Genomic DNA, 26,739 nt, shown 5'->3' with positions numbered 1-26,739 from the left:
TTTTTCTTTCCTCCAAAAACGCCCCGGGACCGGGTGAGGGTTGGCTTAGAGGCCATTATCGAATATAATAGAACAAGTTAGTCTAACATACGGCAGTTAAGGAGAGATTTGGCAATGTTATACAAAGTTTATTTTCAGGAAAAACTCGGAGAGGTTCCTGTTCGCGAAAAAACAAAAACCCTTTATATTGAAGCTAAAACAGAAGGCGATGCACGCAATAAACTGAAGGAACGCAATCACAACATTGAATTTGTTCAATCTGTTGAAGGTGCTTACTTAGAATACGAAAAACAAAACGAAAACTTTAAAGTATTGGAGATTTGATTTTATGAAATTTGTTAAAAATGACCAGGTAGCGGTTTTTGCTCTTGGTGGACTTGGAGAAATCGGGAAAAACACGTACGGTGTCCAGTTCCAGGATGAGATCATCATGATTGATGCGGGCATTAAGTTTCCTGAAGAGGAACTGCTTGGAATTGATTATGTTATACCCGATTATACGTACTTAGTAAAAAACGAGGATAAAATTAAGGGGCTTTTCATCACGCACGGCCACGAAGATCATATTGGAGGAATTCCCTACCTTTTAAAGCAAGTGAACATTCCGATCTACGGAGGTAAGCTTGCCCTCGGACTTATCCGCAACAAATTAGAAGAGCACGGTTTGCTTCGCCAGGCTAAACTCATCGAAATTAAAGAAGATGACATTATTAAGTTCAGAAAAACGTCTGTAACATTCTTCCGCACTACTCACAGCATTCCGGATTCTTATGGAATCGTTGTCAAAACACCGCCGGGAAATATCGTCCATACAGGAGACTTTAAATTCGATTTCACACCTGTCGGCGAACCTGCCAACTTGACGAAAATGGCTGAGATCGGCAAAGAAGGCGTACTGTGCCTGTTATCAGACAGCACAAACAGCGAAATTCCCCATTTCACAATGTCAGAGCGCCGCGTTGGGGAAAGCATCCAGGAAATTTTCCGGAAAGTCGACGGACGCGTCATTTTCGCTACCTTTGCATCCAACATTCACAGGCTCCAGCAGGTAGTAGAAGCTGCGGTTCAGCATGGCAGAAAAATTGCCGTATTTGGCCGTAGCATGGAATCTGCCATTACAATTGGTCAGGATCTTGGCTACATTCAGTGTCCGAAAGATACATTTGTTGAGCCTCATGAAATTAACCGCCTTCCTGCAAACAGAGTGACCATTCTCTGCACAGGAAGCCAGGGTGAACCGATGGCTGCTCTTTCCCGCATCGCGAACGGAACACACCGCCAGATTCAGATTATTCCTGGCGACACTGTTGTTTTCTCATCTTCGCCGATTCCGGGCAACACAATCAGCGTAAGCCGGACCATTAACCAGCTCTACCGTGCAGGAGCAGAAGTCATTCACGGTTCATTGAGCGACGTTCATACTTCAGGCCACGGCGGCCAGGAAGAACAAAAGCTGATGCTGCGCCTTATGAAACCTGAATACTTTATGCCAATTCACGGTGAATACCGCATGCAGATTATGCACTCCAAGCTCGCAAAGGATTGCGGAGTAGCTGCAGAAAACTGCTTTATCATGGATAACGGCGAAGTGCTTGCATTAAGCGACCGCGAAGTGTCCGTAGCAGGCAAAATCCCTTCAGGATCTGTTTACATTGACGGCAGCGGAATTGGCGACATCGGAAACATCGTTCTCAGAGACCGCCGCATTCTTTCAGAAGAAGGACTTGTCATTGTAGTCGTAAGCATTAATATGAAAGAATTTAAAATTTCAGCCGGTCCAGACATCATTTCACGCGGATTTGTCTATATGAGAGAATCCGGCGACCTGATCAATGACGCCCAGGTTCTGATTACAAAACACTTGAATAAAGTGATGGAACGCCGCACAAGCCAGTGGTCTGAAATCAAAAATGAAATTACAGACACACTTGCACCGTTCCTGTATGAAAAAACAAAACGCCGCCCGATGATCCTGCCGATTATCATGGAGGTTTAATCTAGAATGCTGCAAGCCGGGATTCTTCCCGGACGCACCATCTTATATTTTTTGAAGAAGACTGCCCTGCTAACGGCAGTCTTTTTCATTCTCCGAAGTTATGCTTTTACCGGCACATTCTCCTCCTTAAACCATCTTGAAGCTGAGTGTCATTTGGGGTATAATGAACTGACCGTTCAGTCAAGTACTTTTAGATTCAGAAAGGTAGTGCCTAAGCGATGAAAAAGCCATCCTCTCTTGAAAAATTTGTACAGCGTTTAAAAGAAAAAGGTGTAAAGGCGGACGTGATCAGCCCTGCCACTAAAAAGGCGGTCACTCTTTTGCAGATCGACAGAAAGACTCAGTTTGAAAATTAGAGCAGCATTGCATTCTTACATACATTTTAAAAAACCGGTCCCAGAAATTTCTGGGACCGGTTTTTTCTGTTATATATGTCTGAATTCAGCAACATCAAATATGCCTTCGCACGTTATTTTCAGCTCCGGAATAACCGGAAGGCCGAGAAACGACAATGTCAGAAACGGATTAAAGCTGTCCGGAAGGCCGGTTACAGCAAGAGCATCATGAATCTTTTGCAGGCCATCAAGAACTTTTTCATAAGGCTGATCTGACAGCAGACCGGATACAGGAAGAGGAAGCTTTGCGAGGATTTTCCCGTCAGCCGCAACGGCAAGTCCTCCCCCCATTTCCTTGATTGCTGCTGCAGCGTGGATGAGATCCTCATCACTCATGCCGGCAGCAATGAGGTTGTGAGAGTCATGTGCAATCGTCGTTGCTATGGCGCCGCGCTTCATCGGGAACCCTTTCAGAATTCCTTTGCCGATCAGCCCGGTTCCTTTATGACGTTCAGCCATGATCAGCTTTACGTGCCCAAGATCTGCGGATGGAACAAAAAATCCTCCTTCCGTATTGACGCACTCCTCAGCCCTTCGCGTGATGAGCTGATTGGGCACAGCTTCAATTATAGTCATCAGCTGATTTTCGTCTGCACGGACAGCAAGCATGGAGGAATCGATTTCAGGAAGAACAACAGAATCCAGCAGCATGCCGGGAACCTTTCTTCGATCTGCGGTTTTCACCGTTTTTCCATTGGCTGCGGTTAGCACCCCTCGCTTATAAACTGAATCAACTTTAAAACTGCTTAAATCATCTACGAGTACAAGATCTGCATCATATCCTGGCGCTACAGCACCCTTGCTTTTAAGCCCGTAACATTCTGCAGCATTCAAAGTCGCCATCCCAATGGCTGTTACAGGATGTATACCATGTTTAACTGCAAGTCTGATATGATGGTCCACACTTCCCTCTTTTACAAGATCATCAAGGTGTTTATCATCTGTGCAGAATAAAAATCTGCGGGCATTCTTCTGATTGACCGCCCCAATAACCCGGTTAAAGTCTTTAGCCGCAGACCCTTGCCTGATCTGCACATACATTCCCCGCTGCACGCGTTGTATTGCCTCTTGGGCAGTCGTCACTTCGTGATCCGTACTTATTCCGGCCGATCTGTAAACATTGGCCATATCCGAAGGGAGCCCCGCCATATGGCCGTCAAGCAAGCTGGAATGCTTCAGCGCCATTTCAAGCTTATCCATCATACTTTCTGACGTGTTACTTACAGCTACATAGTCCATCACTTCCGCAAGGCCAATGACACGTTCATGCAGAAAAAAAGGCTGGAGGTCCTCTGCTTCAAGTCTTGCACCTGAATGCTCAAAGCTTGTTGCCGGAACACAGGATGGAAGCATAATGAAAACATCAAGCGGTATGCCCTCTGAGCTGTCAAGCATGTACTGAATGCCATTCACCCCCGAAACATTGGCAATTTCATGAGGATCTGCTATCACGGCAGTTACTCCGTGCGGAAGCACAGCTTCAGCAAATTCGTGAGGAGGAACCATGGAGGATTCAATGTGGACATGACCGTCAATCAGGCCGGGACAGATAAATTTGTCTGATGCATCGATCTCATCATGCCCCTCATAATCGCCGATGCCGACTATTTTCCCCGCTGAAACGGCGACATCGCCCTGGATGATGTCCAAATTAAACACATCCACGATACGGGCATTTTTAAAAACAAGCTCTGCTTTTTCTTTTTTTGATGCAGCCCGGATCTTGTATTTCAATTCTTCTTTTTCAGTCATAAAAAAACCCCTCGCTTTTATAGGCTTGCGAAGAGGATGCAAAAGAAAGACGCATGTGTTTGCGCCTGTTCTAATATAATCCCCGCAGTCAAACTTTTTACGGCAGTTCGGTAGAAACTTTTGGACCTTATTTCCAAAATTATACGAGAAAAGATGTTTAATTAGTTTCATATACTAAGGCACATCAGCCTTGCAGTCAATCTTTTTTTCTGCTTATAGAAAAGCTCTTTCTGAGGAAGGCTATAAAAGGAAGGCAATAAATAAAGCCGCAGGTGCTTGACAGCCTGCGGCCTGCATACAAGGGTCCCGAATCTGGGGCCGGCCTGAAAGAAACAGTCAAAGAACATTCCAGACCTCGCCTGCAGCCGAACAGCCGGGGGTCTATTTTTTATGGTCAAATGACAGGATGGCAATGATAAGCGTGGCGAAAGAGATAGCTAACGTCAAGCTTTCAAAGACTGTCATCCGGGCATCACCCCCTTCCTTTGCTTCAAAAGAAAAGAGACAGGGGCTCAGCCGACCGCCCAGCTGGAATCCAGCATGTATACATTATCAAGTATGCCACTTTTCCAAAAGTACAAACGGACAGACGAGGCATGTCATATGAAAAAAAGACACGCAATGTGTCTTTTTTAAGCTTCCAAAACCCGCTTTTCAAACCGGTCTATATCTGTATCTGCACCTATGACAATCAGAATATCGCCTTTTTGGATAATTTCATCGGCCTGGGGAGATACGAAAATTTCTTTATCTCTTTTAATGGCAACAATGTTAATCCCGTATTTTGCACGAATATCAAGATCAATCAGCGTGTTTCCATCAAGCTTGCTGTTAGCCACAATCTCAACGATGCTGTGTTCATCTGAAAGCTCAAGATAATCAAGCACATTGTTTGAAATAAGATTATGGGCAATCCGTCTACCCATATCCCGCTCTGGATGGACAATCTGATCGGCGCCTATTTTTGAAAGCACCTTTTCGTGATAATCATTCTGGGCTTTGACCGTAATGAACTTTACTCCCAGCTCCTTAAGCATCAGAGTGGTGAGGATGCTCGACTGGATATTATCCCCAATCGCAACAATGACATGATCAAAGTTTCGGATACCAAGGCTTTTAAGTACTGCCTCATCTGTTGTATCCCCTACAACAGCATGTGACGCGATGTTGGCAAATTCGTTCACTTTATCTTCATCAAGATCAATCGCCATTACTTCCATGCCTTCTTCACTGAGCTCACGGCAAATGCTGCCGCCAAAGCGTCCAAGGCCGATAACTGCAAAATCTTTTTTCATATGTACTTCCTCCAGCTATCATTTTGCAAATAAATGTTACCATAACTTTAAACCCAAAAAATCAAAATGGCAAGCGCCATCCAGGCGGCCTTATCCGCAGAATGAAATCCTACATTTCGGGTAGCTCATCCATATAGCGTTTTATTTGCTTCACATATTCTGGACTTAGTCGTCCCTCAGCACCTTTTAATATCTCTGACGAATAATGACCAGGCGGCCGAAACTCTTCTTTCTTGTCGATGACTGTAAAAGTCAGACACTGCTTGTATTCACGGCCATTTACCTTTACTCCGATAAATGCAGGGCGGTACATGCCTGTTCCTACGCCTTCTCTCACATAAAGATACTCGACAGCTTCTTTGGAAACTCTGTACAGAATTCCTTCCGCTCCCCCGTGTTCCTCAACAAGATCTGCACGTCCGCCGTCATGTACGGAAATAGTGAATTTCACCGAATATCGCTCTGTTTTCCCTGCCCCTATCACTTCAGAAAAGTGATGATCGACTCCTGCAAGTTTGAAGCGTTCTGTATCCATGCAGGACCCATAAGCAAAGTACAGCGTTTCTTCTGGCAATTCGGAAGCAAACAAATATTCTTTCCAGTCGCCGCTCTCAATCTGTTTCATCCCGTTTGTTCTGCTTTCGTTCATTACATAGGTAAGAGCGTGGAATTCTCCAGTATCCGTCATAACAGTGACTTCTTTAAGGTCAAATAAGTTATTCTGGTGGTTTTCGGCAAAGTACCCCTCCAACTCATGGATGCGTTCCAGATTTTCTTTGTCCAGTACATACAGCTCCCCATAAACAGCTCCGGATTCAGCTGTCATTGCAGGATATCCTTCCCCCGTGTCATAAAGCTTTCCTGACGTCCGAGCCTGTTCAGCTATGCACGAGGCCTCTTTCATATATGTAAAATTGCTTTCTCCGTGCCGGAGTGTTCCATAAACAAACAAGCTTACTTTCATTATGTTCCTTTTTCTCCTTTCACGGCTGATTTTCTTCAGTATACCATTTTCTCAATTGCCGGTATATTCTGACTGAACCGGCAGTTCAGCAGTGAATCCTTCTTTTTTCAGCAATGGCTTTTTTCAGTTTTTGCTGCATATAGCCGATCCCCTTGCACCCGCTTAAAGGAAAAACAGCTTCCCCTTCAAACACCGAATCTGCTATAGGTCTGAATTTTTTTCCGCCAAGGACTACTTGGCGCTCATACTGCATCAGATTTTTTTCGGCTGCCTGCTTCTTTAAGTCTTCCAGTTTCATAATCTCGTCTGATTTCATGCTGAAAGAAAGGTTATATGGACCATGCACTGGATCCTCCGGCAGCAGGAAACCGTGTTTAGCCGACAGAATCACCCATTGATCATGATAGAAAAGATCTGCATACTGTCTGCAAAGCAAATGAAACGTTCCTGTATAGGCGTATTTTGCCTCCACTTCGCCAATATCCGGCTCCTTATCCCATATTTTCCTGTTTCCGCACGGTATGATACAAAGCTCTTTCATCTCTGAATCCATCCTCCTGGAAGTTTGTTCTTGTTCATTTAAGCGGTGCATGCATGCTAAACTCTAAGTATTGGAACAAACAATATATAAAGCAAGTTTACTTAAAATCTATCTCAGGGAACATATTGTTGATTTCCTGAAAAAAACCGCGTGGTCCTGCAGCTTTCGCTTCAGCACCACGGATAGTCCGTTCCAAATGCAGCTGCCATGCCAGCAGCTTCTTCTTTGCGTTTTTTTCTGATTGCTGCCCGCTTCAGTGCGGAGTCATGCAGCATTTTTTCTGTTTCTGATTCAGGCACCACCTGCGGGACAGGTGTGGGCTTGTTATGTTTGTCTACGGCAACCATCGTTAAAAACGACATGGCGCAAAGGTTTCTGTTGCCGTTCAGGAGATCTTCGGAAATGACTTTCACAAATACTTCCATTGACGTTCTTCCTGTATACGTCACAAATGCTTCAAGACAGACTGAATTCCCTTCATAAATAGGATGAAGAAAATCAACAGAATCTGTGGACGCTGTGACGACCGGCGTCCTAGCATGCCTGATTGCTGCTATTGCTGCAACATCGTCGATATACGACATCAGCCTTCCTCCAAATAACGTCCCGTAGTTATTTGTATCTGACGGAAGGACAATGCTTGTTTTCACAACAAAAGAGTGTCGGCAGAACTTTATTTCCACTTACATTCACTTCCTTTTTCGGTCCTTTCCTTTGTATGCCCTTAAAAACCGAAAAAATTCATGAGGAAATAGTTGATCCTGCCCCCATAAATCGACACTCTTTGCAGAATACTTATGAAAGACTCGAAATCTATGAGGATTGGGTGAAGATAAATGTTTTCTACTTCTGAAATTGGAATTGATTTAGGCACAGCAAACATTCTTGTCTACAGCAAGGATAAAGGAATTGCTCTAAACGAACCGTCCGTAGTGGCGATTGATACTGTTACAAAAAATGTACTCGCCGTCGGCACGGAAGCAAAAAGCATGATCGGCAAAACGCCTGGTAAAATAGTGGCTGTACGCCCTCTTAAAGACGGTGTCATTGCTGATTATGATGTGACCACAGAAATGCTTAAACAAATTATGAGAAAAGCGTCGAAGAAACTTGGATTTTCAATCAGAAAACCAACCGTTGTCGTGTGCACGCCTTCTGGCGCTACAAGCGTTGAGCGCCGCGCCATCCACGATGCTGTCAAGAATTCAGGCGCAAAGATTGTTCATTTAATTGAAGAGCCGGTTGCTGCTGCAATTGGCGCTGATCTGCCTGTTGATGAACCGATCGCAAATGTGATTGTTGATATCGGCGGCGGTACGACTGAAGTTGCCATTATTTCATTCGGCGGTGTCGTATCATGCCATTCCATCAGAATTGGCGGAGATCAGCTTGATGAAGATATTATCGGCTACGTCCGCAAAAATTATAACCTGCTGATCGGTGAGCGCACAGCGGAGAACATCAAAATGGAAATCGGATATGCCCTTGTCAAACATGAAGAGCTTCATATGGATGTCAGAGGCCGTGACCTGGTGACAGGACTTCCAAAAACGATTACACTGTCATCTGCAGAAATGCAAAACGCTATGAGAGAATCCCTGCTTCACATTCTTGAAGCGATACGCGCTACACTTGAAGACTGTCCGCCTGAACTAAGCGGTGATATCGTAGACCGCGGTGTGATTCTGACAGGAGGAGGAGCTTTAATGAAAGGCATGCAGGAGTGGCTGAGCGAAGAGATTGTCGTTCCAGTTCACCTTGCACCAAACCCTCTGGAATCTGTGGCGATTGGAACAGGCAGATCTCTGCAGGTTATTCATAAGCTTCAGAAAGTCTCTAAATAATCATAAAACGGACCGCTTCCTGAGCGGTTCTTTTTCTCATCAAAATAAGAACATATGTTCTTTTATTTCATTCTACCATTTATTAATTCCAAATTCAACCTTAGCAAAATATTCTTTTTTTCTCCAAATTTTTGAAACTTTTTCTCTTTCCTTTTCGTCTTATCTAATGTATGATTCACAATAAATGATAGATAACTGGGGGAGAACATCATTAAACGCTTTTTAATTGCTGTAATTGTTGCTGCAGGTTTAAGCGGATGCGGATTGGGAGAAAAAGAGGTGCTGCTGACAGCTAAAAATGCCGTCAGCGCCAAAGCGGTCTCAGCAAAAGCTGCTGAAATCAGCCGGGAGTTTGCCTTAATTGACCCAAGGGACGGCAAAGCAGTCAAAACCATCGAAGCCGCTCCTCTGTCAGATAAAGCAGCCCACGCGGAAAATATGCAAAAGCTTGTGAAAGAGCTTGCCGGACAGTATGACAGGCCAATGACACCTTCAAAAATAAGAAACGGCCAGCTTGAACCTGGTCAAAGCAGAGTTATTCTGGATGAAAAAGCATTGCTGCAGCAGCTGCAGTCGCTTCCTGCTTTTGACAGGGAAATTATCCTTCCGATTACAGAAACTCAACCAAACGTTACGGCAGAATCATTGACCGGAGCTTCTCAGAAAGTGATTGGAACCTACAGAACGACATTTAATGCTACAGTAAAGGGCAGGAGCATGAATATCGCTTTGTCTGCAAATGCGATCGACCAGATTGTACTTGGCCCCGGAGACAGATTTGCTTTTAATCAGACAGTCGGCGAACGGACTCCTGCACGCGGATACCAAAAAGCAATGGAGATCGTCAATAAAGAATTTGTCGAAGGCATCGGCGGAGGAATATGCCAGACTTCAAGCACCCTGTACAACGCAGTGGCTCAGGCAGGACTTGAAATCATTGAACTTCACCACCATTCCAAAGAAGTCGGCTATGTTCCTATAAATAAGGATGCTACCGTTTCATGGGGCGGATATGATTTTAAGTTTATGAACAGCAAAGACCATCCAGTCATTATTAAGACTATGACAGACCTCACAAGCGGCAGTCTTCAAGTACAGATCATTGAAGCAGTAAAATAAACAACTCGCTGGAGCCAAAAAAAGCTGAGACGGAATTCCGTCTCAGCTTTTTTTGCGTTTCTCAAGAAGATTTTTCTCGCGGATAAGCCTTGCAAATTCATTATCATATTCCTGGAATTCAGGATGATCCCTGTTTATAAGGCTAAGCTTGCCTATTACTGCTGTCAGACGGTTATTCACTTTCAGCAGTTCTTCCTCATCGTCATTAGTTACTGTATTTCCATTCTTTAATGCTGAATAATACTCACCGATTCTCATATCAGCTCTTCTAATGCTGCCGTTCTCAAAAACCAGCAGTTTATCGCACAGTTTTTCAACAAAATATCTGTCGTGGGAGATGATGATGAGGGTTCCTTCAAACTGACTCAGCGTTTCCTCCAGCTGCTCCCTGCTTGGCAGATCGAGATGGTTCGTCGGTTCATCCAGGATCAGACAATCGTATTCGTTTAAGATGAGCCCGGCCAGTTTGACTCTGGTTCTCTCGCCAAGACTCAAGCAGTCAATCTTCTCATTGATTTTCTCTTCTTTAAGCCCCATATTGGCAAGAAGTGTCCTCGCTTCTAGCAACTTATCCCTGCCGACTGCATGCATGGCATCCAGGACACTTTCATCCGCATTTAAGTCGCCCACATCCTGGCTCAGACAGGCGATTTTCAATGTGGGGCTCTTCCATAATTCTCCACCGGACAACACTTCAATTCCTTGAAGTATTCGTATGAGAGTCGTCTTTCCTGCACCGTTCCTCCCGATGATCCCTATTCTTTCTCCATGTTTGACGTAAAAATGGCTGCTTTCAATCAGAGTGCGGCCGTCGAATGATTTTTGAAGTCCTTTTGCTTCAAAAATCCGTTTTCCCCTCTTTCCGGCAGCGTCAAATTCAAACTGTACAACAGCTTCCTCAAGAGGCTTTTCAACTTTATTTTTTACAAGCTCGGCTTCCAGCCTTTTCATTTTAGAACGCACCTGCACATCCATTTTTTTTGCTTTTGCCCGGTGATATTCTTTGTAGCCCATTTGCCTGCGCTCAGACAGACTTCCCTGTTTTGTTGAGTTCCGGTGTGCCTTTTCAGACCAGCTGCGCAGGTTCTCCATTTGCCCCTCAATTTTCGCCTTATGACGCTGCTGCTCTTCATAATCGTGCTTTTGCTCCTCAAGCTGCCGCTTTTTTTCCTGTCTGTACGCCGTATAATTTCCTTTGAACTCCTTTAGCTTTTTGTTGTGGAGTTCAAAAATGTGTGAAACGGTCCGGTCCAGAAAATGCCTGTCGTGGGATATGATCAGTACTGCTCCCTTGAATGTTTGGAGCCAGTCTGCCAGCCATTCAATGCCATGATAATCAAGATGATTGGTCGGTTCATCCAGAATCAGCAGGTCCGGATTTGATGAAATGACCTGAGCAAGAGCAAGCTTCAGCTTTTCTCCCCCGCTCAAATGCAGGAGCCGCTCCTCTTCCCAGTCAGCCACCTTTTGAAGTCCAAGCCTGCCTGCTGCTTCAAGCATCGTTTGATCCCCTTGGCTGTTCAATGCGTCTTTAAAATGCTGCACCGAATAGTCTACTGACTGCAGTAAATAGCCAATTTTAAGATCGGCTTTCCTTGTAATGCTGCCTTTGTCAGGCTCGAGTGCACCAAACAGCAAATTCGCAAGTGTTGTTTTCCCCGTACCGTTATAGCCTGCCAGACCGGCACGATCACCTGCTCTGATGTCAAAACTGACATTCTCGAAAACCGCTTTATCTCCATAATGCTTTGTCAGTCCGTTTATTTTCACGATTGCTTTTTCGTTCCGTTTATTTTTAGCCATAAAAAAACCTCCCAGTTTGCCCTAGAGAGGATTTTCAACCATATGTAAGAAACCGAAAGAACCTGGCATAAAGATGCACAGAAAAATCCTTTCAATTCGGAAATGGTATGAAAAATGAGCACACTCATCCTATTCTCTAGGTCCCGTTTTTTCTTTATTCAAAAAACGTTTAGAAAATAAGATTAGTTCCACATTGTTTCAAGCACCTTTTCCTTTCCAAAAATAGACTATACTTTAGTATATTCAGTATTCTGATCAGAAGTCAACAAAAAATGGAATGTTTAAAGCAGTTTTTCATACAAATCAGCGAGTTTCAGATTTTCATCAGCGCACGGCATATGATCTTCCTTGCACCAGCAGGCGCTTAAAACGGCTCCGCAGTATCCCCACCGGATCATTTTATTGAGGTTAAGTCCAGTCTCTTTCTCAAATATAGACAACCTGGTTTGAAGGATATCAAATGGCTTTTGCTTACTAAAAAGATTGTTTCTGCAAAAACTGGTCACCTCAAACTCCTTCTCGCCGATCACGCCTTTGGGGTCAATCGCTTTCCATTCCCCGTAATGGCTGAGTATATTATTCTGATGCAGGTCTCCATGCAAAAGAGTGGGATGATTCATTTCAGACAGCAGCTCTTTTACGATCGCAGATGCCTTTTTGAGGTATCTTTCGGGAATATCTTCTGCACGGTCCAGACCTTTAAACCAGTATGCTAAATGAGGAAAGTGCATGCTGCCCCAGTCATCCGCACGAATTTGCCCCATCACAGCCGCTGCAGCAGCGACTGCTTTTTCATCCTCCATGCTGTCTGAGAGGACCGTCCCCGGAACTGCCTTTTCAAGCAGCAAAAACCCTTCATCAGTATGATCCTCAAGCAGCTTGATCACTCCGGCGCCCCTTCCAAAAACAGTAAGGGCGTTTTTTTCGTTAATAAGCTCTTTATCAGCAGGCAATCCCGCTTTAATAACCGCTTCCACGCCGCCATTAAGCGTCACTTCAGCAACAAAATGAAAGGTCATTGGATAGAATTTGCCTATCCTGATGCCGTATTTCCGCTCCCAACCGGCAAGCCTGTCAGGAAGATCCCGAAGCCAGACATCTCCATTCTCACCATGAACGCCGCTGATTGTCTGCCTGAACGTTTCAGGAAGCATCACGATTCTTCACTGTATGCCTGGTCGGCCAGGAGCTTATAGGTAATGTCATCTGCCGGAGGGTTATGAAGTCCGGCTCTTACATCCCGGTAATAGCGTTCTATAGGAAGCGAGCGGAAGATGCTCTGCCCGCCGACAATTCTCATTGCAAGATCAACGACTTCAACGGCCGCGTTCGTTACAACCGTTTTGGAAGCTGCCAGTTCCGCTGAAAGTGTGTGCCGCGTATCGGGATTCTCATCCCACTTTTCCGCTGTGCCGTACAAAAGGTGTCTAGCCGTCATAAGCTTTAAATCCATTTCGGCTGTCTTTCTTCTGACTTCAGGAAGCTCAGAAATCGGATGGTCCAAACTGTTTGGCTGATGTTTCTTCGCAAACTCCACTGCGAAATTTCTTGCGGCAATCGCGATTCCAAGATAACAGGCCGGAATATGAAGGAGCCAGCCCTGGGGCATTGGTTTTTTGGCAGGTTTTGAACGGTAAGAAGCAAGCGCCTGATCATCGAGCACAACATCATCCAGAATGAGGTCATCGCTTCTGGTCCCTCTCATGCCAAGAGTATCCCACGTTTCCATAATGGAAAGTCCTTTTGAATCCTTCGGAATAATAAATTCTCCCACTTCACCGGATTCTTCTATTGTTGCTGTAATTAAAAAATAATCAAGGGCAGGGGCAAGCGATGTAAAGATCTTTTTCCCGTTGATGACCCACTTATTTCCCCTGCGGACAGCCGTTGTTTCCGGTTTTCCCCCTCTTACAGGACTGCCGCTGTTCGGCTCGGAAGCAGCGCTGTTGATGATTTTGTCGAACTGTATGATTTCTCGGGAAATCTGAGCGTACAATTCTTCCGGCCATCTATCGGTTTCTCTTATGTTCATTAAAATGCCAAGATGCCAGCCAAGCGACAGCGCTGTCGGTCCGTCTCCCTGCGCCAGGATTTCCTGGACCATAACAAAGTCATAAAGAGAAAGTCCGGACCCTCCGTATGTATCTGGAATGGATAAAGTTAAAAATCCGGCTTTTTTTAAGTCATCAAAGTTTTCAAATGGAAAGAGCGCATGGCGGTCATAATATTCCGCACGCTCAGAAAAGGTTTCAGCAAGTTTCTCCGCCTTTGCGGCAAGCTGTTTTTGTTTATCTGTCTTGATAAATGATGAATTCCGCATACATCCACCCTCTTTCTGACTATATTTTATCTCTTTCATACACCGCTTGAAAAGAATTCCGGTTTGAGCCCAGATGAAAATAGAATACTCAGTCTTTTTTATTTCCTAAAACCGCCAGTTCTGATAAAATAGAACCAATCTTATATAAGGAGCTAAACAAATGACTTCTTTTCAAAGTAATCTAGAAAAATATGCCGAGCTGGCCGTTAAAGTTGGGGTAAACATTCAAAAAGGACAGACGCTTGTGATTAATGCTTCGCTCGATGCAGCGGAATTCGTCCGTCTTGTCGTCAGAAAAGCGTATGAAACAGGAGCGAAGCATGTTCAGGTTGACTGGGCGGACGATGAAGTGACGCGCGCCCGTTTTGAGCTTGCTCCAATGGAAGCGTTCAGCGAATTCCCTGAGTGGCGTGCGAAAGGGCTTGAAGCTCTGGCTGAAGGCGGTGCTGCGTTCATGTCCATCGTTTCATCATCACCGGATTTGCTGAAAGGCATTGATTCAAAACGCATCGCGGCGAATTCAAAAGCTGCTGGAACGGCGCTTTCAACCTACAGAAATTACATACAGGCAGACAAAGTGAGCTGGTCTGTCATTGCTGTTCCTTCTGAAAAGTGGGCGGCAAAGGTTTTCCCTGATGCAGGAGACCAGGCAGTTGACCTCCTGTGGGATGCTATTTTTAAAGCAACACGCACTGATCTTGAAGATCCTGTTTCCGCATGGAAAGAACATGACCGCTCACTGAACAGCAAAGTCGAATATTTAAACGGCAAAAAATATAAAAAACTTCACTACCGTGCAGAAGGAACCGATTTAACGATTGAGCTTCCTGAAAAACATCTTTGGATCGGCGCAGGCAGCACAAATGAACAAGGTCATGACTTTATGGCCAATATGCCGACAGAGGAAGTGTTTACGGTCCCTGCAAAAGAAGGCGTAAACGGTACAGTGGCGAGTACAAAGCCGTTAAGCTATGGCGGCAACTTGATCGACAACTTCTCCATCACGTTTGAAAACGGGAGAATTACCGATGTGAAAGCAGAAGAGGGCGAAGAGATTTTGAAGGAGCTTGTCGCTACTGATGAGGGATCTCACTACCTTGGCGAAGTTGCTCTCGTGCCTCATGACTCCCCGATCTCAATGTCGAATGTACTTTTCTATAATACGCTGTTTGATGAAAACGCGTCGAACCATCTGGCAATCGGCAATGCGTATGCTTTCTGCATTGAGGGCGGAAAAAAAATGTCCCGCGAAGAGCTTGAGAAGAACGGCGTCAACTCGAGCATCACTCATGTTGACTTTATGATTGGCTCTGAAGAGATGGATATTGACGGCATTCTTGAAGACGGCACAAGCGAACCGATTTTCAGAAAAGGAACATGGTCTATTTAATTCAACCGGATTCACCAAACCTGCATGGCATCCGTGCAGGTTTCTTTTAATGGAATTGACGCTGCATGCAGCCTTCATGTACCATAGAAAAATAGCTTAAAGAACGGAGCGTACATGATATGAAATCTGTAGAAGTCTACATTCTGTCCGGATTTTTAGGGGCAGGGAAAACCACTCTATTAAAAAACATTCTGAAACAGGAACAAGAAAACGGAAGAAAAATTGCCGTCGTGATGAATGAGCTCGGTAAAATATCCATAGATTCGGATGCTGTTTCTGATGATATTCCGCTGAAAGAACTGCTCAACGGGTGCGTCTGCTGCACGATGCAGGGACAGCTTGAAGCACAGCTTCAAGGCATGCTTTCCCAGTATGAGCTTGATGCCATCTATATTGAGACGACAGGTGCAGCGCACCCTATAGAAGTCCTTGACGCCTGTTTGTCTCCTGTTTTTGCAGACAAACTTGCCATCGGTGCCATTGTCACCCTTGTTGACGGCCCCCGCTATCACGACCGTACCGGTCTCAGCATTCAGCTTCAGAAACTGCTTCAGGAGCAAATTCACCATGCAGATGTTGTGCTACTTAATAAAATCGATGCCTTATCAGATTCTGAGCAGGCCTCCCTTGTAATGGATATTCAGAACATAGCTCCTGCATCGAAGGTACTGCTTACCCAGTTTGCATCCGTCCGCCTGAGTGATTTTCAGCAAGTGACACGCATGAAGAGACGTGAGCACGAAGAGACTCATGTCGAGCATCATCTGCATTTAAAGACGTATGTTCATACCTTTACGGGTCCGATTGATTTTGACTCATTTGAGAACTTCCTTCGAACGATGCCTGATACGATCTACCGGGTAAAAGGCTATGTCGCTTTCACCCGCTCGGCGGAAACGTATCTTTTTCAGTATTCCTACGGGATGCCGCTTTACATGAAAGAACCTGTCAAAATGAAAAAAACCCTTGTCTTTATTGGAGAAAACCTGGATCACCACTGGCTGAAACAGGAACTGGACAGACTTCAGCAATAAAAAAATCGTCCTGCACGAGCTGCAGGACGATTTTTTCTATTTCTGGCGCCGCAAAATTATGCGTACATCCCTTGTACTTGTTTTTGAACATCTTCATTTTCAAGGTACTCATCATACGTCATTTGCTTGTCGACAACGCCGTTTGGAGTAACCTCAATGATGCGGTTGGCAATCGTCTGTACAAACTGATGGTCATGGGACGTAAAGATCATAGCGCCTTTGAAGGCAATAAGACCGTTGTTCAGTGCTGTAATCGACTCAAGATCCAAGTGGTTCGTAGGTTCGTCAAGAAGCAGGATATTTGAGCTGCTTAGCATCATTTTTGAAAGCATGCAGCGTACTTTTTCTCCTCCGGACAGAACGCTTGCTTTTTTAAGCACTTCTTCCCCTGAGAACAGCATTCTGCCGAGGAAACCTCGAAGGAAGCTCTCGCTTTGGTCATTCGGCGAATATTGGCGGAGCCAGTCAACAAGGTTCATGTCGACACCTTCAAAGAACTCGCTGTTGTCTTTCGGGAAATAGGCCTGGGACGTTGTAATACCCCATTTAAACGTTCCGCTGTCCGGCTCCATTTCACCCATCAGAATTTTGAAGAGCGTTGTAATCGCGATTTCGTCGCGGCCGACTAACGCAATTTTGTCCTCTTTGTTCATGATAAAGCTGACATTATCAAGTACTTTCACGCCGTCAATCGTTTTAGAAATGCCGTCTACACGAAGAACATCATTCCCGATTTCGCGCTCAGGTGAAAATCCGACATACGGATAGCGTCTTGATGAAGGTCTGATGTCATCAAGAGAAATTTTATCAAGCAGTTTCTTTCTTGAAGTAGCCTGCTTGGACTTTGATGCATTCGCACTGAAGCGTGCAATGAACGCCTGAAGTTCTTTGATTTTTTCTTCTTTTTTCTTGTTCGCATCCGAAGCCATGCGGGAAGCCAGCTGGCTTGATTCGTACCAGAAGTCATAGTTTCCGACATACAGCTGGATTTTTCCGTAGTCAAGGTCAGCGATATGAGTACATACTTTGTTTAGGAAATGACGGTCATGGGATACAACGATGACCGTATTCTCAAAGTTGATCAGGAATTCTTCAAGCCATTGAATCGCCTTGATGTCAAGGTGGTTAGTAGGCTCATCCAGAAGTAGAACATCCGGTTTGCCGAAGAGAGCCTGTGCAAGAAGAACCTTCACTTTGTCTCCGCCAGCAAGATCTGCCATTTTCTTCGTATGAAGATCTTCAGTGATGCCAAGTCCTTTTAAAAGAATGGCAGCTTCACTTTCTGCTTCCCATCCGTTAAGCTCGGCAAATTCGCCTTCCAGCTCAGCCGCACGCATGCCGTCTTCATCTGAGAAATCAGCTTTCATGTAGATTGCATCCTTCTCCTGCATCACTTCATACAGACGTGCATGGCCCATAATGACGACCTGCATCACTTCAATTTCCTCATACTCGAAGTGGTTCTGTTTCAGGACAGCAAGACGCTCTCCAGGTCCCATGCTTACGTTCCCTGACTGTGCTTCAATTTCTCCGGAGAGAATTTTAATAAATGTTGATTTGCCTGCACCGTTTGCCCCAATTAATCCGTAGCAGTTTCCCGGTGTGAATTTTATATTAACATCTTCAAAAAGTTTGCGGTCACCATAGCGCAATCCTACATTGCTTACTGTTATCATTAAAGTTAAGCCTCCATCTATACAATATCTACAAAATTATAACACGAACCGGCAGAAAAAAATATGCATACAGAATCTGAATTCAATGTTCACAGTCCTGACATGTTGAATTTCCGTTTTTTATGGTAGGATTATGTTCAGTACATCACGGAGGTATTTGCTATGAAATTACTGACTCTTATGGAATATTCTCTGTATATCTTCTTTACGGGGCTCTTCCTCGCATATACGGGATTCAAAACAAGCAATATGACCTTTTTCATTGGTCTTGTGATCATTTATCTGCTTGTGCATTTTTTCAGCAAAAAGATTCTCACCCGGCTTGGAAAAATAGATGACAGAGTATCGTTTCCAAAAACAATCCTTGGGATTATCGGTTCTGTTTTTATCACCATGCTGATCTTAACTCTCATCTATACGTAAAAAAATCAGACAGCTGTCTGATTTTTTATGTTCCGGATTCTTTTTTAAATCTCTCCTCAATCTCCTCCATGCGCCTGCGGTTAACGCCAAAGTCATAGTAGCCTGTTCTGGAGGACGATTTAAAATGAATGCTTTTCGCTTTATCGTCCAATTCAAAATGTACATCGTCTTTAAATTTCAGCTTATCTGACGTGAATACTGCATGCAGCCGCGTACCGCTCTGCTCTGCAATCTCAGCGCCTTTCATGGAAAAAAGAACATTGCGCAGGTGATTCATCGCTTCAGACGCACTGCATGAATACGAAATGGGATTCATGCTGCTCCCGCCTTTTTCATTTACCGTTGACACACAATTTTTTGTCAGCTTTGAACATGCTTTTATTGTCATTATTCATCCCGCCTTTTCCTTCTTTTTCCCAATCTGAGAAAAAAGAAAACGCCTAATCAGTCGCCCATATCAGCCGGAGGTGCCGGATTGTTCCTGTTCATGCGTTTTTTAACAGCGAGCCATATGGCAAAGCCTGCAAGGAAGAGAACGGCAAGGACAGGCAAGTTTCCGGCTGTAAAGACGATGATGGCTGAACCTGCTGACAGAAGGGTATTTATGCTTTCCATGAACTGCTGTTTTGTTTTCTGCCACGTATTCAGGTTTTCATTCTCAAGGCCCGGCACATTGATTTTATTTTCTGAGAGATGAATGGAAACGGTGGCGAATGCCGTTTGATTGTTCAAGTAATTGATTCTGCCTGTCAGCTGTTCAATTTCTTCCTGAACAGCACTTAAATCATTTGAAATTTTCAGGAGATCCTCCGTTTTTTGAGCTTCTTTCATAAAGCTCAGCAGCCTCTCCTCAACGGTCTTTTTTGATTTCAGCCTTGATTCTAAATCCACATATTCCTCCGTTACATCCTGCCCTGAAACCGTTTGGTTTTCAACCTTGATGCTTCCCTTTTCAATCGTATTCAGGAATGACTGAAAGGCTTCCTGAGGGACTTTTACGGTCAGCATGCCTTCCTGCGGCTGGTCTTCTTCCCCTGAATATGTATTTGATTCCATCACATACCCGCCCAGTGAAGCAAGTGTTTTCTGAATGGATGACACAGCTTCCTGATAGCTTTTCACCCTCACGGCCATGTCAGCCGTGTAGATCACTTTGCGGTTCTGCGGAACAGGTGCGGCTGTTTTGCTGTCATTTTGCACCGTTTTTTCTTCAGGAGCAGGATTTTCGGATTTCTCCGCAAAGTCGGCATTGGACATTTCTTTTGATGAACTTCCTGAGCTGTCCATTTTTGATTCCTCTGAACTGCTGCAGGCTGAGACGATCAGAATTAAAATAATCATAAATAAAGACACCGAGAATTTTCTCATGGATTGACACTCCCCTTTTTCTTTAAACGATTAGACGAGAGTGTTTTCCATTTCGTTACATTCTTTCTATTATTTTGTTGACCTTATTTTTTCAAAAGGATAAAAAATGAATGCCGCTTTTCCTTCGATGCGGCTGATTTTAATGCTGCCGAGGCCATTTCGTGAATCCATGCTGTTCGCGCGGTTATCGCCCATGACAAACACCTCGTCTTTTGGAACTTTGACTGGCGGAAAGTCCTCCATAATGTATGTGCCAAGCTGCGCTGCCTTCTCCTCGTTCATTTTAATATACGGTTCATCTGAGGGGTGTCCATTAACACGCACCTTGTGATCTCTCACTTCCACTGTGTCACCCGGTAATCCAATCACCCTTTTCACATAATGCAGACCCTTCTCTTGTCCGCTGATAATGACAATATCTCCATGCCTTATTCCTCCAGAAACATATACCGCTTTGTTAACAAACAGCCTCTCCCCGTCATGAAGCGTCGGATCCATCGAAGAACCCTCCACCATGTAGGGCTCAAACAAGAACAGTCTGATTAAAAGAGCTATTCCTGCTGCAAAAAGGAGTGCCTTGCCCCATTCCATCATGAAATGCCTTTTCTTCACTGAATTCATCACCGATAACCTCCTCTGCAGTCCTCTTAAAGCCCTCTAAATAGACACATTCTACACAAGCAAGTAATTAACAGTTAAGTTTGCCGAAAGCAAGTGAAATTCCTCTAAAGTAAAAAAATTCCTGTCTTTATAAAAATGAAGGACGAAAAAGACGGCCTTCTGAATACACTTTATGGACAAGGCTTGAAAGGCAGATGAACAAATTGGAGATGATTTTATTCATTATTAAACCGCTTGTACTCGGCATCAGTCTGGCTGCCCCGGTCGGCCCTGTTAAACTTGAGATGATCCGGAGGGGAATTAAAGGGGGGTTTTGGCCTTCCATGCTTGTAGGACTCGGTGCGGTCACAATTGATCTGGTCCTTATGTTTCTTATTTTTCTCGGACTTGCTGTTTATCTTACCCATCCTTTTTTTTCATATCTTCTTTGCGCGGCTGGTTTTCTGCTATTGGCCAGGCTAGGCATTAATAGCATGATGAGCGCGCTGTCTGAAAAAAAACTGCTGAGACATGCTGATGAGATTTCCGGCGAAAAAAGTTCATACTGGACAGGATTATTGATTGCTCTCGCCAATCCGTTTATTTTTATTTTCTGGCTCGGTGTTTACGGTTCAAGTTTAACAACTCTTGGCCCCGGCCACTCCTTCATGTATCTCTTCCTCTACAGCATGCTGATTATTGCAGGCATCATTTTATGGAATATCAACGTGGCAATGACGGTTCATTTTCTAAGAAACTATTTGAAAGAATGGATTCTTAAAGCTGTAACATTTGCTGCCGGAGCTTATCTCCTTGGCTACAGTTTTTATTTGCTTTCACATTTATTCGCGCTGCTTATTTAAACAAAAAAGAGGAATTACCCGCTGGGCAATTCCTCTTTTTTGTTTATCATTTCAAATGGAAGCGTAACAAGATATCCTGCATAGAACAGCACTTCCTTTGAGTAAACGGGAAGTTTCGTTTCCCATGTTCTGTATGCGGATGTGGTGGTTGGAGATGAGTAAACGTTCATCCCGATTTTTTCTGCAAGCAGCACCGATCTCTTCATGTGGTAGGGATCACTCACGATGGTATATGATTCAATGCCTGCTTTTTGCCCTTTTTCATAGGCGAATTTCAAATTGTCTTCTGTCAGTCTGGAACTTGTCTCAACTAAAATATCTGATTCGCGGACACCCTGATCGACTGCATAGTTTTTACCGACTACAGATTCAGGCAGATCGGTCTGAATCGCTTTGCCGCCAGTAAAGATAATTTTCTCTACCTTTTTTTCCTTGTACAGTTTAATGGCATGATTGATGCGTTCTTTAAAAACAGGAGACGGTTCTTCTCCCCAGGCGGCTGCTCCAAGAACTACCGCTGCATCTGTTTTGACTGAATCGTGTTTGTTTCCATAGAACCATATGCTAGCTGAAGAATAAAGAAACAGTCCGATAACCGCTATCATTGTCAGTTTTAGCAGTGCTCCTGCAAGTTTCATCATACATCATTCCAATCTCGTGGCACATAAAATCTCTATTCCCTTTGTACCATCATCACAACCGCGTAGCAAGGGTTTTCTGGGATTTTCCTGTTTATGGATGATGCTTAGCAGCTGTAACACCGTTCCCTTTCGCTCCAGTCACTTGCTTTCCGCTGCAGTCCACTAGCAGTCATTTGGACTGCTTAAGCACTCAAAAAAACACACCGATTGCTTGAGCTCGTCGGTGTGTCTTAAAACTTTCTCAGTATTCCTGAACAAAATCCGTCCAGAAAATTTGTTTATTCATAACGCAGGGAATCGATAGGATCAAGCCTTGCTGCTTTGTTTGCGGGCAGCATGCCGAATATGATGCCTATGACCATTGAGAATGCGAGTCCTCCCAGGACGACTTGCCAGGATACGAGTGACGGCCATCCGGCGAATACGGAGACGAGTGAAGCTCCTCCTGCACCGAGGAGGATGCCAATGATGCCTCCAATGAGGGTCAGTGTGATGGATTCGATGAGAAACTGGGTCAGGATCTGACGCTTTGTTGCCCCAAGCGCTTTTCTTATGCCGATTTCCCGGGTTCTCTCTGTGACGGATACGAGCATGATGTTCATGACGCCAATTCCGCCGACAAACAGTGAGATGCCTGCGATTGAACCAATGATCAGGGTCATGATTCTGGTTACCTGACCAATTCCTTCTGCAATCTCTTCCATATTAAACACTTGGTAGGAATCTTCCGTATCATGTTTTTGATTGAGCATGGAGGTGGCTTTTTTTCCTGCTTCCTGCAGGCTTTCTGCGTCTTTTGCCTGCAGCGTCACCTGATTAAAATCAGATTTGCCGAAAGAAGCGCGATATGTATTGGACGGGATGTAGATTTCCATTGAACCGAACGAAAACAGCCCCTCCGGTTTTTCAAGCACTCCGACAATTTCAAACGGCTGACCGCTGATCCAGACAATTTCCCCAATCGGGTCAGTGTCTTTGAAGAGCTCTTTTTTCGTCTCCTGGCTGATAATTCCGGCCCTTTCGCCTCCGATAAAATCAGCTTCCATCAGATTTCTTCCAGATTCGATCTTCAGCTGATTTACTTCAATATAGGCCTGATTAATGCTGAAAATCGACGTATCGGCCGTTTCCTCTTTATGACGCACCGGCATGAACTCAGAGCTTGAAGCAACAACCTTTTCAACTTCCGGAATGCTGGCCATGTCATTAATATCTGACTGGTCAAAAGCGGACTTCATATACGCGTTTGGGTCTGATTGCATTTCTTCTTCACTTGGCTGGTAAAAGACTTCGATCGTATTGCTGGTACCGGTGAACTGTGATTTAAGCATTTGCTCGCCGCCCTGGCCGATGGCTACAACTAAAATAACAGATGCAACCCCGATAATGATGCCAAGCATTGTTAAGATCGACCGGAGTTTATGAGCGAGAACAGAGGAGAACGCCATTCTTATGTTTTCAATAAAGCTCATGCGTTTCTCCTTTCTGCTCCGTGAGAGGTAATTTCACCGTCTCTGACCATAATGACCCTCTTTGTATAGTCGGCTACTTCCTGTTCATGGGTGACGATTATGACAGTCGTGCCTTCCAGATTAAGGGCGGCAAATTGCTCCATGATCGATACACTCGTTTTCGTATCTAAAGCGCCTGTCGGTTCGTCAGCAAGAATCAGACGGGGCTGATTGACGATGGAACGGGCGATGGCAACACGCTGTTTTTGCCCCCCTGACAGTTCATTCGGTAGATGATTGATCCGCTCTGAAAGACCGACCTTTTCAAGCGCAAGTCTTGCTCTTTCCTCCCGCTCCTTCTTTTTAACGCCGGCATAAACCATGGGCAATTCAACGTTTTTAAGGGCTGTAAGTCTCGGAAGAAGCTGAAACTGCTGAAAGACAAATCCGATGGAGAGATTGCGCACGCCTGCAAGCTCTGAATCCTGATAGCCTGCCACATCTGTCCCGTCGAGGAAGTATTGGCCTTCTGACGGCCGGTCCAGACAGCCGATGATGTTCATCAGCGTTGACTTGCCTGAACCGGACGGCCCCATGATCGAGATGAATTCCCCCTCTTCAATGAAAAGGTTGATGTTCTTCAGAACGTCGAAGGATTCTTTTCCGACCTTGTAGCTCTTTGTGATGCCTGAGAGCCTGATCATTTGACCGTCACTTCCGTCCCGCTCAGAAGATTGTCTTCGGGTTTTGCCACCACTTGATCTTTATCTGTCAGCCCTTCTTTGATTTCCATATAATCAGAGGAAGCCGTACCGATTTCAACTGTTTTCTTCTTTGTTTTGCCGTCTTCTACTGTATAGACGTAATAATCTTCACCGTCCTGTTTGACCGCATCTACAGGCACTGTCTGTACGTTCCGCTTTTCAGTTTCAATTTCCATAATCAGCTTAAAACCGGGTTTTGCCTTCATTTCACTGCCTTCAATGATGACTTCAACAGGGTATTGAACGGCTGTATTTTCCGTTCCCATCGTTCCCGCTGCAACTTCCGGCAGAAGGCCGATTTTACTGACTTTCCCCTTCCATTTAGCATCTGTCACCACATCAGAACGAAGGGTTACAGGCTGGTCTTTGGCAACTTTAAGAGAATCATATTCCGACAGAACTCCGCTGACAATATAGGAATCTGTTTTGGCAATATGTATGACCGCTTTCAGCGTACCGTCTGCAGACTGTGCATGCTGATCTTCAACCGCAATAACAGTGCCGGCCATCTCGCTTTTCACTTCAAGATTCTCAAGCTGCTTTTGGACTGTTTCTTTCTGAAGATTCAGCTGGCGCAGTTCGATGTCTGCCATTTTAAGCTCCATCTTCAGCTGATCCCGCTCTGCTTCAACGGTTTTTTCTGCTTCTTTTTTACCTGTCTGATTTGCTAACTCTTTTTCTTTTTCATCAAGATCCTCCAACTGATTTTTCAGCTGGCTGATTTTAAGATAGCTTGATTCTATAGACAGCATATTTTGTTCTTTTTCAAGTGCTGCCTGTTCATTTTCATAACGAAGAAGAGGCGTTCCTTCTTTAACTGCATCCCCTTCTTTCACCAGGACTTCGGCAATCCGGCCTTTTTCAGGCTCCTGATAAATGTATTGCTCGCTTTGAAACTTAAGTGTGCCGGGAACCATTACATTTGAAACGATCTCCCGGTCTGATAGATTCACTGTGCTGACTTTAACCTCTTCTGTATTCATGGCACGGTATACATTCACACCTGCAAGCAATACGATAATGGCTGCAACTCCGATGGATATCCAGACTTTTTTCTTCATGCTGCCGGTACCAGTCCTTGCAGCACTCCGCCGGCTACAGCAAGCACAGCTCCAAGTGCAAAGAAGATAATGGCGATTGTCCATGAAGCTGCTTTAGAAAGACCTGCGACTTTCTGAAGTCCAAGCGCCGTCAGAACAACACCCCAGATTGTAAACACTTCTACTGTCATTAAAAGACCGCCAAGACCGCCTTCAGCACCGACAATGCTGTTGACACTTGTATAAGGATTGACATAATTCTCATCTTTAATGAAAAATGCAATAAGTCCGTTTAACAGGGTACCGATTGACGTAACAAAAGAAATATAGATTGTCATAGAAAGAATTTGCTTAAACTTAACCGCTGAACCGGCCATTTTCACAATCGCCAGCGTAATGGCAGCCATAATAATTAAAACAACAATGCTTCCTATAGCTGCTACTACTATGCCGACAACGCTCATCACCGTAGTGAACATGGCCGCTTCTTCAGATGACATTCCGATTTCACCTGTCATATCTTCCGTGAGTGCCGGCGTATGAAAAACGGTAAGCACCGTCCCAATTAAAATCATCAGCGTAACAAGAAGAAAACCTGCAAGTACTTTAGGGTTTTGGCGGATGCGTTCGAATTGTTCACCCGGGTTCATGATCATACCGAATAATGATGGTTTTTTCGGCGGCGGTGTGCTTCCTTCCAAAACAGGATTCGTTTGATGTTCCATATCCATATACCTCCATTTTTTATGTATTCTGTAAGTAATACGAGCGAATTAGAAGAAGGTTTCAGTTTTTCTATAAAAATCCCAAACTATTTTTCTGCTGATGAGTTTCGATATGGCTGATGCATGACCGGGCTTTCTTATTCGGCCTCTCTTAAATCCTCTGCCAGTCCATCGTCGTCTATGTTCTGAAACCCCTGGATCTTTCCATTCTCCTTCGTTGAGAATAGCGCTTCCCCTTCTACTTTTGCCGTTTTATCTTCTCCATTCTTATGCTGATAGACGACCTCTGCGCTGAACTTATAGAGCGCGGATTGGTTTTCTTCCTTTTTAACCGTCAAATTTTTAAGACTCAGCGTGTATTCATTTTCATATGCCAGTATTGTATATTGAGCACCAATCGTTGACAGGAACGTATTGAAATAATCTTCTGTCATATAAGGCCCATATTCTTTTTTTATAAATGCATCCAGTTCCTTGTTCACTTCTACTCCATTTACAACTTTCTTGTATTCAGGATTCAGCATTAAGTCTGCAAAGGTCTCATCAGGACCTGTGAAAAGACGGTTCAACACTTCGTTGACTGCTGTCTCTTCCTGCTTCCTTTCTTCTTCCCCGCTGCATGCTGCTGTAAAAAGTGCTGCTAAAATGATGATCACGCCTGCCAATACCCATTTTCTCTGTAACATATAATCACTCCCCCTTTTTTATCATTACGGTTCAAATCACTTATAGTTT

Annotated in this window: 28 protein-coding genes and 1 riboswitch; of the genes, 9 read left to right on the top strand and 19 right to left on the bottom strand. The window is 44.5% G+C overall.

Going from position 1 to position 26,739, the window contains the following annotated elements; translation table 11 throughout:
• The first annotated feature begins 114 nt into the window (after positions 1-114).
• The 3 genes from JOJ89_RS08395 (at position 115) to JOJ89_RS08385 (ending at position 2,352) form a co-directional block, all read left to right on the top strand.
• Complete coding sequence (locus JOJ89_RS08395; protein ID WP_029285209.1) at positions 115-324, top strand: DNA-dependent RNA polymerase subunit epsilon; 210 nt, start codon at positions 115-117, stop codon at positions 322-324.
• 4 nt (positions 325-328) lie between these two features.
• Positions 329-1,996 (top strand): ribonuclease J1, encoded by a 1,668-nt coding sequence (gene rnjA, locus JOJ89_RS08390; protein ID WP_029285211.1) that lies wholly within the window; start codon positions 329-331, stop codon positions 1,994-1,996.
• 218 nt (positions 1,997-2,214) lie between these two features.
• Complete coding sequence (locus JOJ89_RS08385; RefSeq protein WP_158001607.1) at positions 2,215-2,352, top strand: hypothetical protein; 138 nt, start codon at positions 2,215-2,217, stop codon at positions 2,350-2,352.
• 69 nt (positions 2,353-2,421) lie between these two features.
• Here the strand turns inward: JOJ89_RS08385 and ade are convergent, their stop codons facing one another.
• The 6 genes from ade to JOJ89_RS08360 all read right to left on the bottom strand — a co-directional run bounded on the left by ade (position 2,422) and on the right by JOJ89_RS08360 (position 7,626).
• Positions 2,422-4,143 carry an adenine deaminase gene (gene ade, locus JOJ89_RS08380; RefSeq protein ID WP_203290094.1) on the bottom strand — a complete coding sequence of 574 codons (1,722 nt, stop codon included), beginning with the start codon at positions 4,141-4,143 and terminating at the stop codon, positions 2,422-2,424.
• 65 nt (positions 4,144-4,208) lie between these two features.
• Positions 4,209-4,310: riboswitch (purine riboswitch) on the bottom strand.
• Between the two features lie 214 nt (positions 4,311-4,524).
• Positions 4,525-4,608 (bottom strand): putative holin-like toxin, encoded by an 84-nt coding sequence (locus tag JOJ89_RS21370; protein ID WP_406817974.1) that lies wholly within the window; start codon positions 4,606-4,608, stop codon positions 4,525-4,527.
• Between the two features lie 167 nt (positions 4,609-4,775).
• Positions 4,776-5,438, bottom strand: coding sequence for a potassium channel family protein (locus tag JOJ89_RS08375; RefSeq protein WP_029285219.1), 663 nt, complete (start codon positions 5,436-5,438; stop codon positions 4,776-4,778).
• A 109-nt stretch (positions 5,439-5,547) separates the two neighbouring features.
• On the bottom strand, positions 5,548-6,402 hold the full coding sequence (locus JOJ89_RS08370) for a gamma-glutamylcyclotransferase family protein (RefSeq protein ID WP_029565537.1): 855 nt from the start codon (positions 6,400-6,402) through the stop codon (positions 5,548-5,550).
• An 85-nt stretch (positions 6,403-6,487) separates the two neighbouring features.
• Complete coding sequence (locus JOJ89_RS08365) at positions 6,488-6,943, bottom strand: DUF6884 domain-containing protein (protein WP_029285223.1); 456 nt, start codon at positions 6,941-6,943, stop codon at positions 6,488-6,490.
• A 170-nt stretch (positions 6,944-7,113) separates the two neighbouring features.
• Entirely contained in the window at positions 7,114-7,626 is a 513-nt protein-coding gene (locus JOJ89_RS08360; protein ID WP_029285225.1) for an acyl-CoA thioesterase, read from the bottom strand.
• Positions 7,627-7,779: 153 nt separating this feature from the next.
• Between JOJ89_RS08360 and mreBH the strand changes: the two genes are divergently transcribed.
• Entirely contained in the window at positions 7,780-8,787 is a 1,008-nt protein-coding gene (gene mreBH, locus JOJ89_RS08355; protein ID WP_203290093.1) for a rod-share determining protein MreBH, read from the top strand.
• A gap of 264 nt (positions 8,788-9,051) precedes the next feature.
• On the top strand, positions 9,052-9,906 hold the full coding sequence (locus JOJ89_RS08350) for a VanW family protein (RefSeq protein ID WP_203290092.1): 855 nt from the start codon (positions 9,052-9,054) through the stop codon (positions 9,904-9,906).
• Between the two features lie 42 nt (positions 9,907-9,948).
• Here JOJ89_RS08350 and abc-f read toward each other — a convergent pair whose 3' ends face one another.
• From abc-f to JOJ89_RS08335, 3 genes are all read right to left on the bottom strand, one after another.
• Entirely contained in the window at positions 9,949-11,709 is a 1,761-nt protein-coding gene (gene abc-f / locus JOJ89_RS08345) for a ribosomal protection-like ABC-F family protein (protein WP_203290091.1), read from the bottom strand.
• Positions 11,710-11,990: 281 nt separating this feature from the next.
• Positions 11,991-12,863: an aminoglycoside phosphotransferase family protein gene (locus JOJ89_RS08340; protein WP_242524706.1), complete on the bottom strand. Its 873-nt coding sequence runs from the start codon at positions 12,861-12,863 to the stop codon at positions 11,991-11,993.
• A complete protein-coding gene (locus JOJ89_RS08335; RefSeq protein WP_203290089.1) occupies positions 12,863-14,029 on the bottom strand; it encodes an acyl-CoA dehydrogenase family protein in 1,167 nt (388 codons plus the stop codon). The genes JOJ89_RS08340 and JOJ89_RS08335 overlap by 1 nt, the downstream gene beginning before the upstream one ends.
• Positions 14,030-14,189: 160 nt before the next feature.
• Between JOJ89_RS08335 and JOJ89_RS08330 the strand changes: the two genes are divergently transcribed.
• Both JOJ89_RS08330 and JOJ89_RS08325 read left to right on the top strand, forming a co-directional pair.
• Complete coding sequence (locus tag JOJ89_RS08330; RefSeq protein WP_203290088.1) at positions 14,190-15,419, top strand: aminopeptidase; 1,230 nt, start codon at positions 14,190-14,192, stop codon at positions 15,417-15,419.
• A 119-nt stretch (positions 15,420-15,538) separates the two neighbouring features.
• A complete protein-coding gene (locus tag JOJ89_RS08325; RefSeq protein ID WP_029285239.1) occupies positions 15,539-16,453 on the top strand; it encodes a CobW family GTP-binding protein in 915 nt (304 codons plus the stop codon).
• Positions 16,454-16,509: 56 nt separating this feature from the next.
• On the opposite strand, the gene JOJ89_RS08320 is transcribed toward JOJ89_RS08325, so the two are convergent.
• A complete protein-coding gene (locus JOJ89_RS08320; protein ID WP_029285240.1) occupies positions 16,510-18,129 on the bottom strand; it encodes an ABC-F family ATP-binding cassette domain-containing protein in 1,620 nt (539 codons plus the stop codon).
• 162 nt (positions 18,130-18,291) lie between these two features.
• Here JOJ89_RS08320 and JOJ89_RS08315 point away from each other — a divergent pair, with 162 nt between their 5' ends.
• Complete coding sequence (locus JOJ89_RS08315) at positions 18,292-18,552, top strand: hypothetical protein (RefSeq protein WP_029285242.1); 261 nt, start codon at positions 18,292-18,294, stop codon at positions 18,550-18,552.
• Between the two features lie 25 nt (positions 18,553-18,577).
• On the opposite strand, the gene JOJ89_RS08310 is transcribed toward JOJ89_RS08315, so the two are convergent.
• The 3 genes from JOJ89_RS08310 to lepB form a co-directional block, all read right to left on the bottom strand.
• Complete coding sequence (locus tag JOJ89_RS08310; RefSeq protein ID WP_203290087.1) at positions 18,578-18,940, bottom strand: DUF1499 domain-containing protein; 363 nt, start codon at positions 18,938-18,940, stop codon at positions 18,578-18,580.
• A 56-nt stretch (positions 18,941-18,996) separates the two neighbouring features.
• Positions 18,997-19,920 carry a DUF4349 domain-containing protein gene (locus JOJ89_RS08305; RefSeq protein WP_203290086.1) on the bottom strand — a complete coding sequence of 308 codons (924 nt, stop codon included), beginning with the start codon at positions 19,918-19,920 and terminating at the stop codon, positions 18,997-18,999.
• A 69-nt stretch (positions 19,921-19,989) separates the two neighbouring features.
• Positions 19,990-20,541, bottom strand: a complete 552-nt coding sequence (gene lepB / locus JOJ89_RS08300) for a signal peptidase I (protein WP_203290085.1) — start codon at positions 20,539-20,541, stop codon at positions 19,990-19,992.
• Between the two features lie 194 nt (positions 20,542-20,735).
• Here lepB and JOJ89_RS08295 point away from each other — a divergent pair, with 194 nt between their 5' ends.
• Positions 20,736-21,383, top strand: coding sequence for a LysE family transporter (locus tag JOJ89_RS08295; RefSeq protein WP_081870131.1), 648 nt, complete (start codon positions 20,736-20,738; stop codon positions 21,381-21,383).
• Between the two features lie 14 nt (positions 21,384-21,397).
• On the opposite strand, the gene JOJ89_RS08290 is transcribed toward JOJ89_RS08295, so the two are convergent.
• The 6 genes from JOJ89_RS08290 to JOJ89_RS08265 all read right to left on the bottom strand — a co-directional run bounded on the left by JOJ89_RS08290 (position 21,398) and on the right by JOJ89_RS08265 (position 26,690).
• Positions 21,398-22,024 (bottom strand): YdcF family protein, encoded by a 627-nt coding sequence (locus JOJ89_RS08290; RefSeq protein WP_029285252.1) that lies wholly within the window; start codon positions 22,022-22,024, stop codon positions 21,398-21,400.
• 278 nt (positions 22,025-22,302) lie between these two features.
• The gene (locus tag JOJ89_RS08285) at positions 22,303-23,496 is read right to left on the bottom strand and encodes an ABC transporter permease (protein ID WP_029565517.1); all 1,194 of its coding nucleotides are present in this window, start codon (positions 23,494-23,496) and stop codon (positions 22,303-22,305) included.
• Positions 23,493-24,179: an ABC transporter ATP-binding protein gene (locus tag JOJ89_RS08280; protein ID WP_029285256.1), complete on the bottom strand. Its 687-nt coding sequence runs from the start codon at positions 24,177-24,179 to the stop codon at positions 23,493-23,495. The genes JOJ89_RS08285 and JOJ89_RS08280 overlap by 4 nt, the downstream gene beginning before the upstream one ends.
• Complete coding sequence (locus JOJ89_RS08275; protein ID WP_203290084.1) at positions 24,176-25,300, bottom strand: efflux RND transporter periplasmic adaptor subunit; 1,125 nt, start codon at positions 25,298-25,300, stop codon at positions 24,176-24,178. The genes JOJ89_RS08280 and JOJ89_RS08275 overlap by 4 nt, the downstream gene beginning before the upstream one ends.
• Entirely contained in the window at positions 25,297-26,004 is a 708-nt protein-coding gene (yknW, locus tag JOJ89_RS08270) for a YknW family membrane protein (RefSeq protein WP_051827071.1), read from the bottom strand. The genes JOJ89_RS08275 and yknW overlap by 4 nt, the downstream gene beginning before the upstream one ends.
• A 137-nt stretch (positions 26,005-26,141) precedes the next feature.
• Positions 26,142-26,690, bottom strand: a complete 549-nt coding sequence (locus JOJ89_RS08265; protein WP_029285262.1) for a hypothetical protein — start codon at positions 26,688-26,690, stop codon at positions 26,142-26,144.
• Positions 26,691-26,739 lie beyond the last annotated feature (49 nt).

It is taken from the genome of Metabacillus sp. cB07, assembly GCF_016839225.1.
GTDB lineage: Bacteria > Bacillota > Bacilli > Bacillales > Bacillaceae > Bacillus_P > Bacillus_P indicus.
Note: the sequence above shows the minus strand (reverse complement) of the source record. Positions and strands in the feature narration are given on the sequence as shown.

Coding starts and splice junctions, on each gene's coding strand:
- JOJ89_RS08395 (WP_029285209.1), top strand. CDS start 115: ATGTTATACAAAGTTTATTTTCAGGAAAAACTCGGAGAGGTTCCTGTT.
- JOJ89_RS08310 (WP_203290087.1), bottom strand. CDS start 18,940: ATGACAATAAAAGCATGTTCAAAGCTGACAAAAAATTGTGTGTCAACG.
- JOJ89_RS08320 (WP_029285240.1), bottom strand. CDS start 18,129: ATGATAACAGTAAGCAATGTAGGATTGCGCTATGGTGACCGCAAACTT.
- mreBH (WP_203290093.1), top strand. CDS start 7,780: ATGTTTTCTACTTCTGAAATTGGAATTGATTTAGGCACAGCAAACATT.
- JOJ89_RS08285 (WP_029565517.1), bottom strand. CDS start 23,496: ATGAGCTTTATTGAAAACATAAGAATGGCGTTCTCCTCTGTTCTCGCT.
- JOJ89_RS08365 (WP_029285223.1), bottom strand. CDS start 6,943: ATGAAAGAGCTTTGTATCATACCGTGCGGAAACAGGAAAATATGGGAT.
- JOJ89_RS08340 (WP_242524706.1), bottom strand. CDS start 12,863: ATGCTTCCTGAAACGTTCAGGCAGACAATCAGCGGCGTTCATGGTGAG.
- JOJ89_RS08280 (WP_029285256.1), bottom strand. CDS start 24,179: ATGATCAGGCTCTCAGGCATCACAAAGAGCTACAAGGTCGGAAAAGAA.
- lepB (WP_203290085.1), bottom strand. CDS start 20,541: ATGAATTCAGTGAAGAAAAGGCATTTCATGATGGAATGGGGCAAGGCA.
- JOJ89_RS08290 (WP_029285252.1), bottom strand. CDS start 22,024: ATGATGAAACTTGCAGGAGCACTGCTAAAACTGACAATGATAGCGGTT.
- JOJ89_RS21370 (WP_406817974.1), bottom strand. CDS start 4,608: ATGACAGTCTTTGAAAGCTTGACGTTAGCTATCTCTTTCGCCACGCTT.
- yknW (WP_051827071.1), bottom strand. CDS start 26,004: ATGGAACATCAAACGAATCCTGTTTTGGAAGGAAGCACACCGCCGCCG.
- rnjA (WP_029285211.1), top strand. CDS start 329: ATGAAATTTGTTAAAAATGACCAGGTAGCGGTTTTTGCTCTTGGTGGA.
- JOJ89_RS08275 (WP_203290084.1), bottom strand. CDS start 25,300: ATGAAGAAAAAAGTCTGGATATCCATCGGAGTTGCAGCCATTATCGTA.
- JOJ89_RS08315 (WP_029285242.1), top strand. CDS start 18,292: ATGAAATTACTGACTCTTATGGAATATTCTCTGTATATCTTCTTTACG.
- JOJ89_RS08265 (WP_029285262.1), bottom strand. CDS start 26,690: ATGTTACAGAGAAAATGGGTATTGGCAGGCGTGATCATCATTTTAGCA.
- JOJ89_RS08385 (WP_158001607.1), top strand. CDS start 2,215: ATGAAAAAGCCATCCTCTCTTGAAAAATTTGTACAGCGTTTAAAAGAA.
- JOJ89_RS08325 (WP_029285239.1), top strand. CDS start 15,539: ATGAAATCTGTAGAAGTCTACATTCTGTCCGGATTTTTAGGGGCAGGG.
- JOJ89_RS08370 (WP_029565537.1), bottom strand. CDS start 6,402: ATGAAAGTAAGCTTGTTTGTTTATGGAACACTCCGGCACGGAGAAAGC.
- JOJ89_RS08375 (WP_029285219.1), bottom strand. CDS start 5,438: ATGAAAAAAGATTTTGCAGTTATCGGCCTTGGACGCTTTGGCGGCAGC.
- JOJ89_RS08330 (WP_203290088.1), top strand. CDS start 14,190: ATGACTTCTTTTCAAAGTAATCTAGAAAAATATGCCGAGCTGGCCGTT.
- JOJ89_RS08295 (WP_081870131.1), top strand. CDS start 20,736: ATGAACAAATTGGAGATGATTTTATTCATTATTAAACCGCTTGTACTC.
- ade (WP_203290094.1), bottom strand. CDS start 4,143: ATGACTGAAAAAGAAGAATTGAAATACAAGATCCGGGCTGCATCAAAA.
- JOJ89_RS08305 (WP_203290086.1), bottom strand. CDS start 19,920: ATGAGAAAATTCTCGGTGTCTTTATTTATGATTATTTTAATTCTGATC.
- JOJ89_RS08335 (WP_203290089.1), bottom strand. CDS start 14,029: ATGCGGAATTCATCATTTATCAAGACAGATAAACAAAAACAGCTTGCC.
- abc-f (WP_203290091.1), bottom strand. CDS start 11,709: ATGGCTAAAAATAAACGGAACGAAAAAGCAATCGTGAAAATAAACGGA.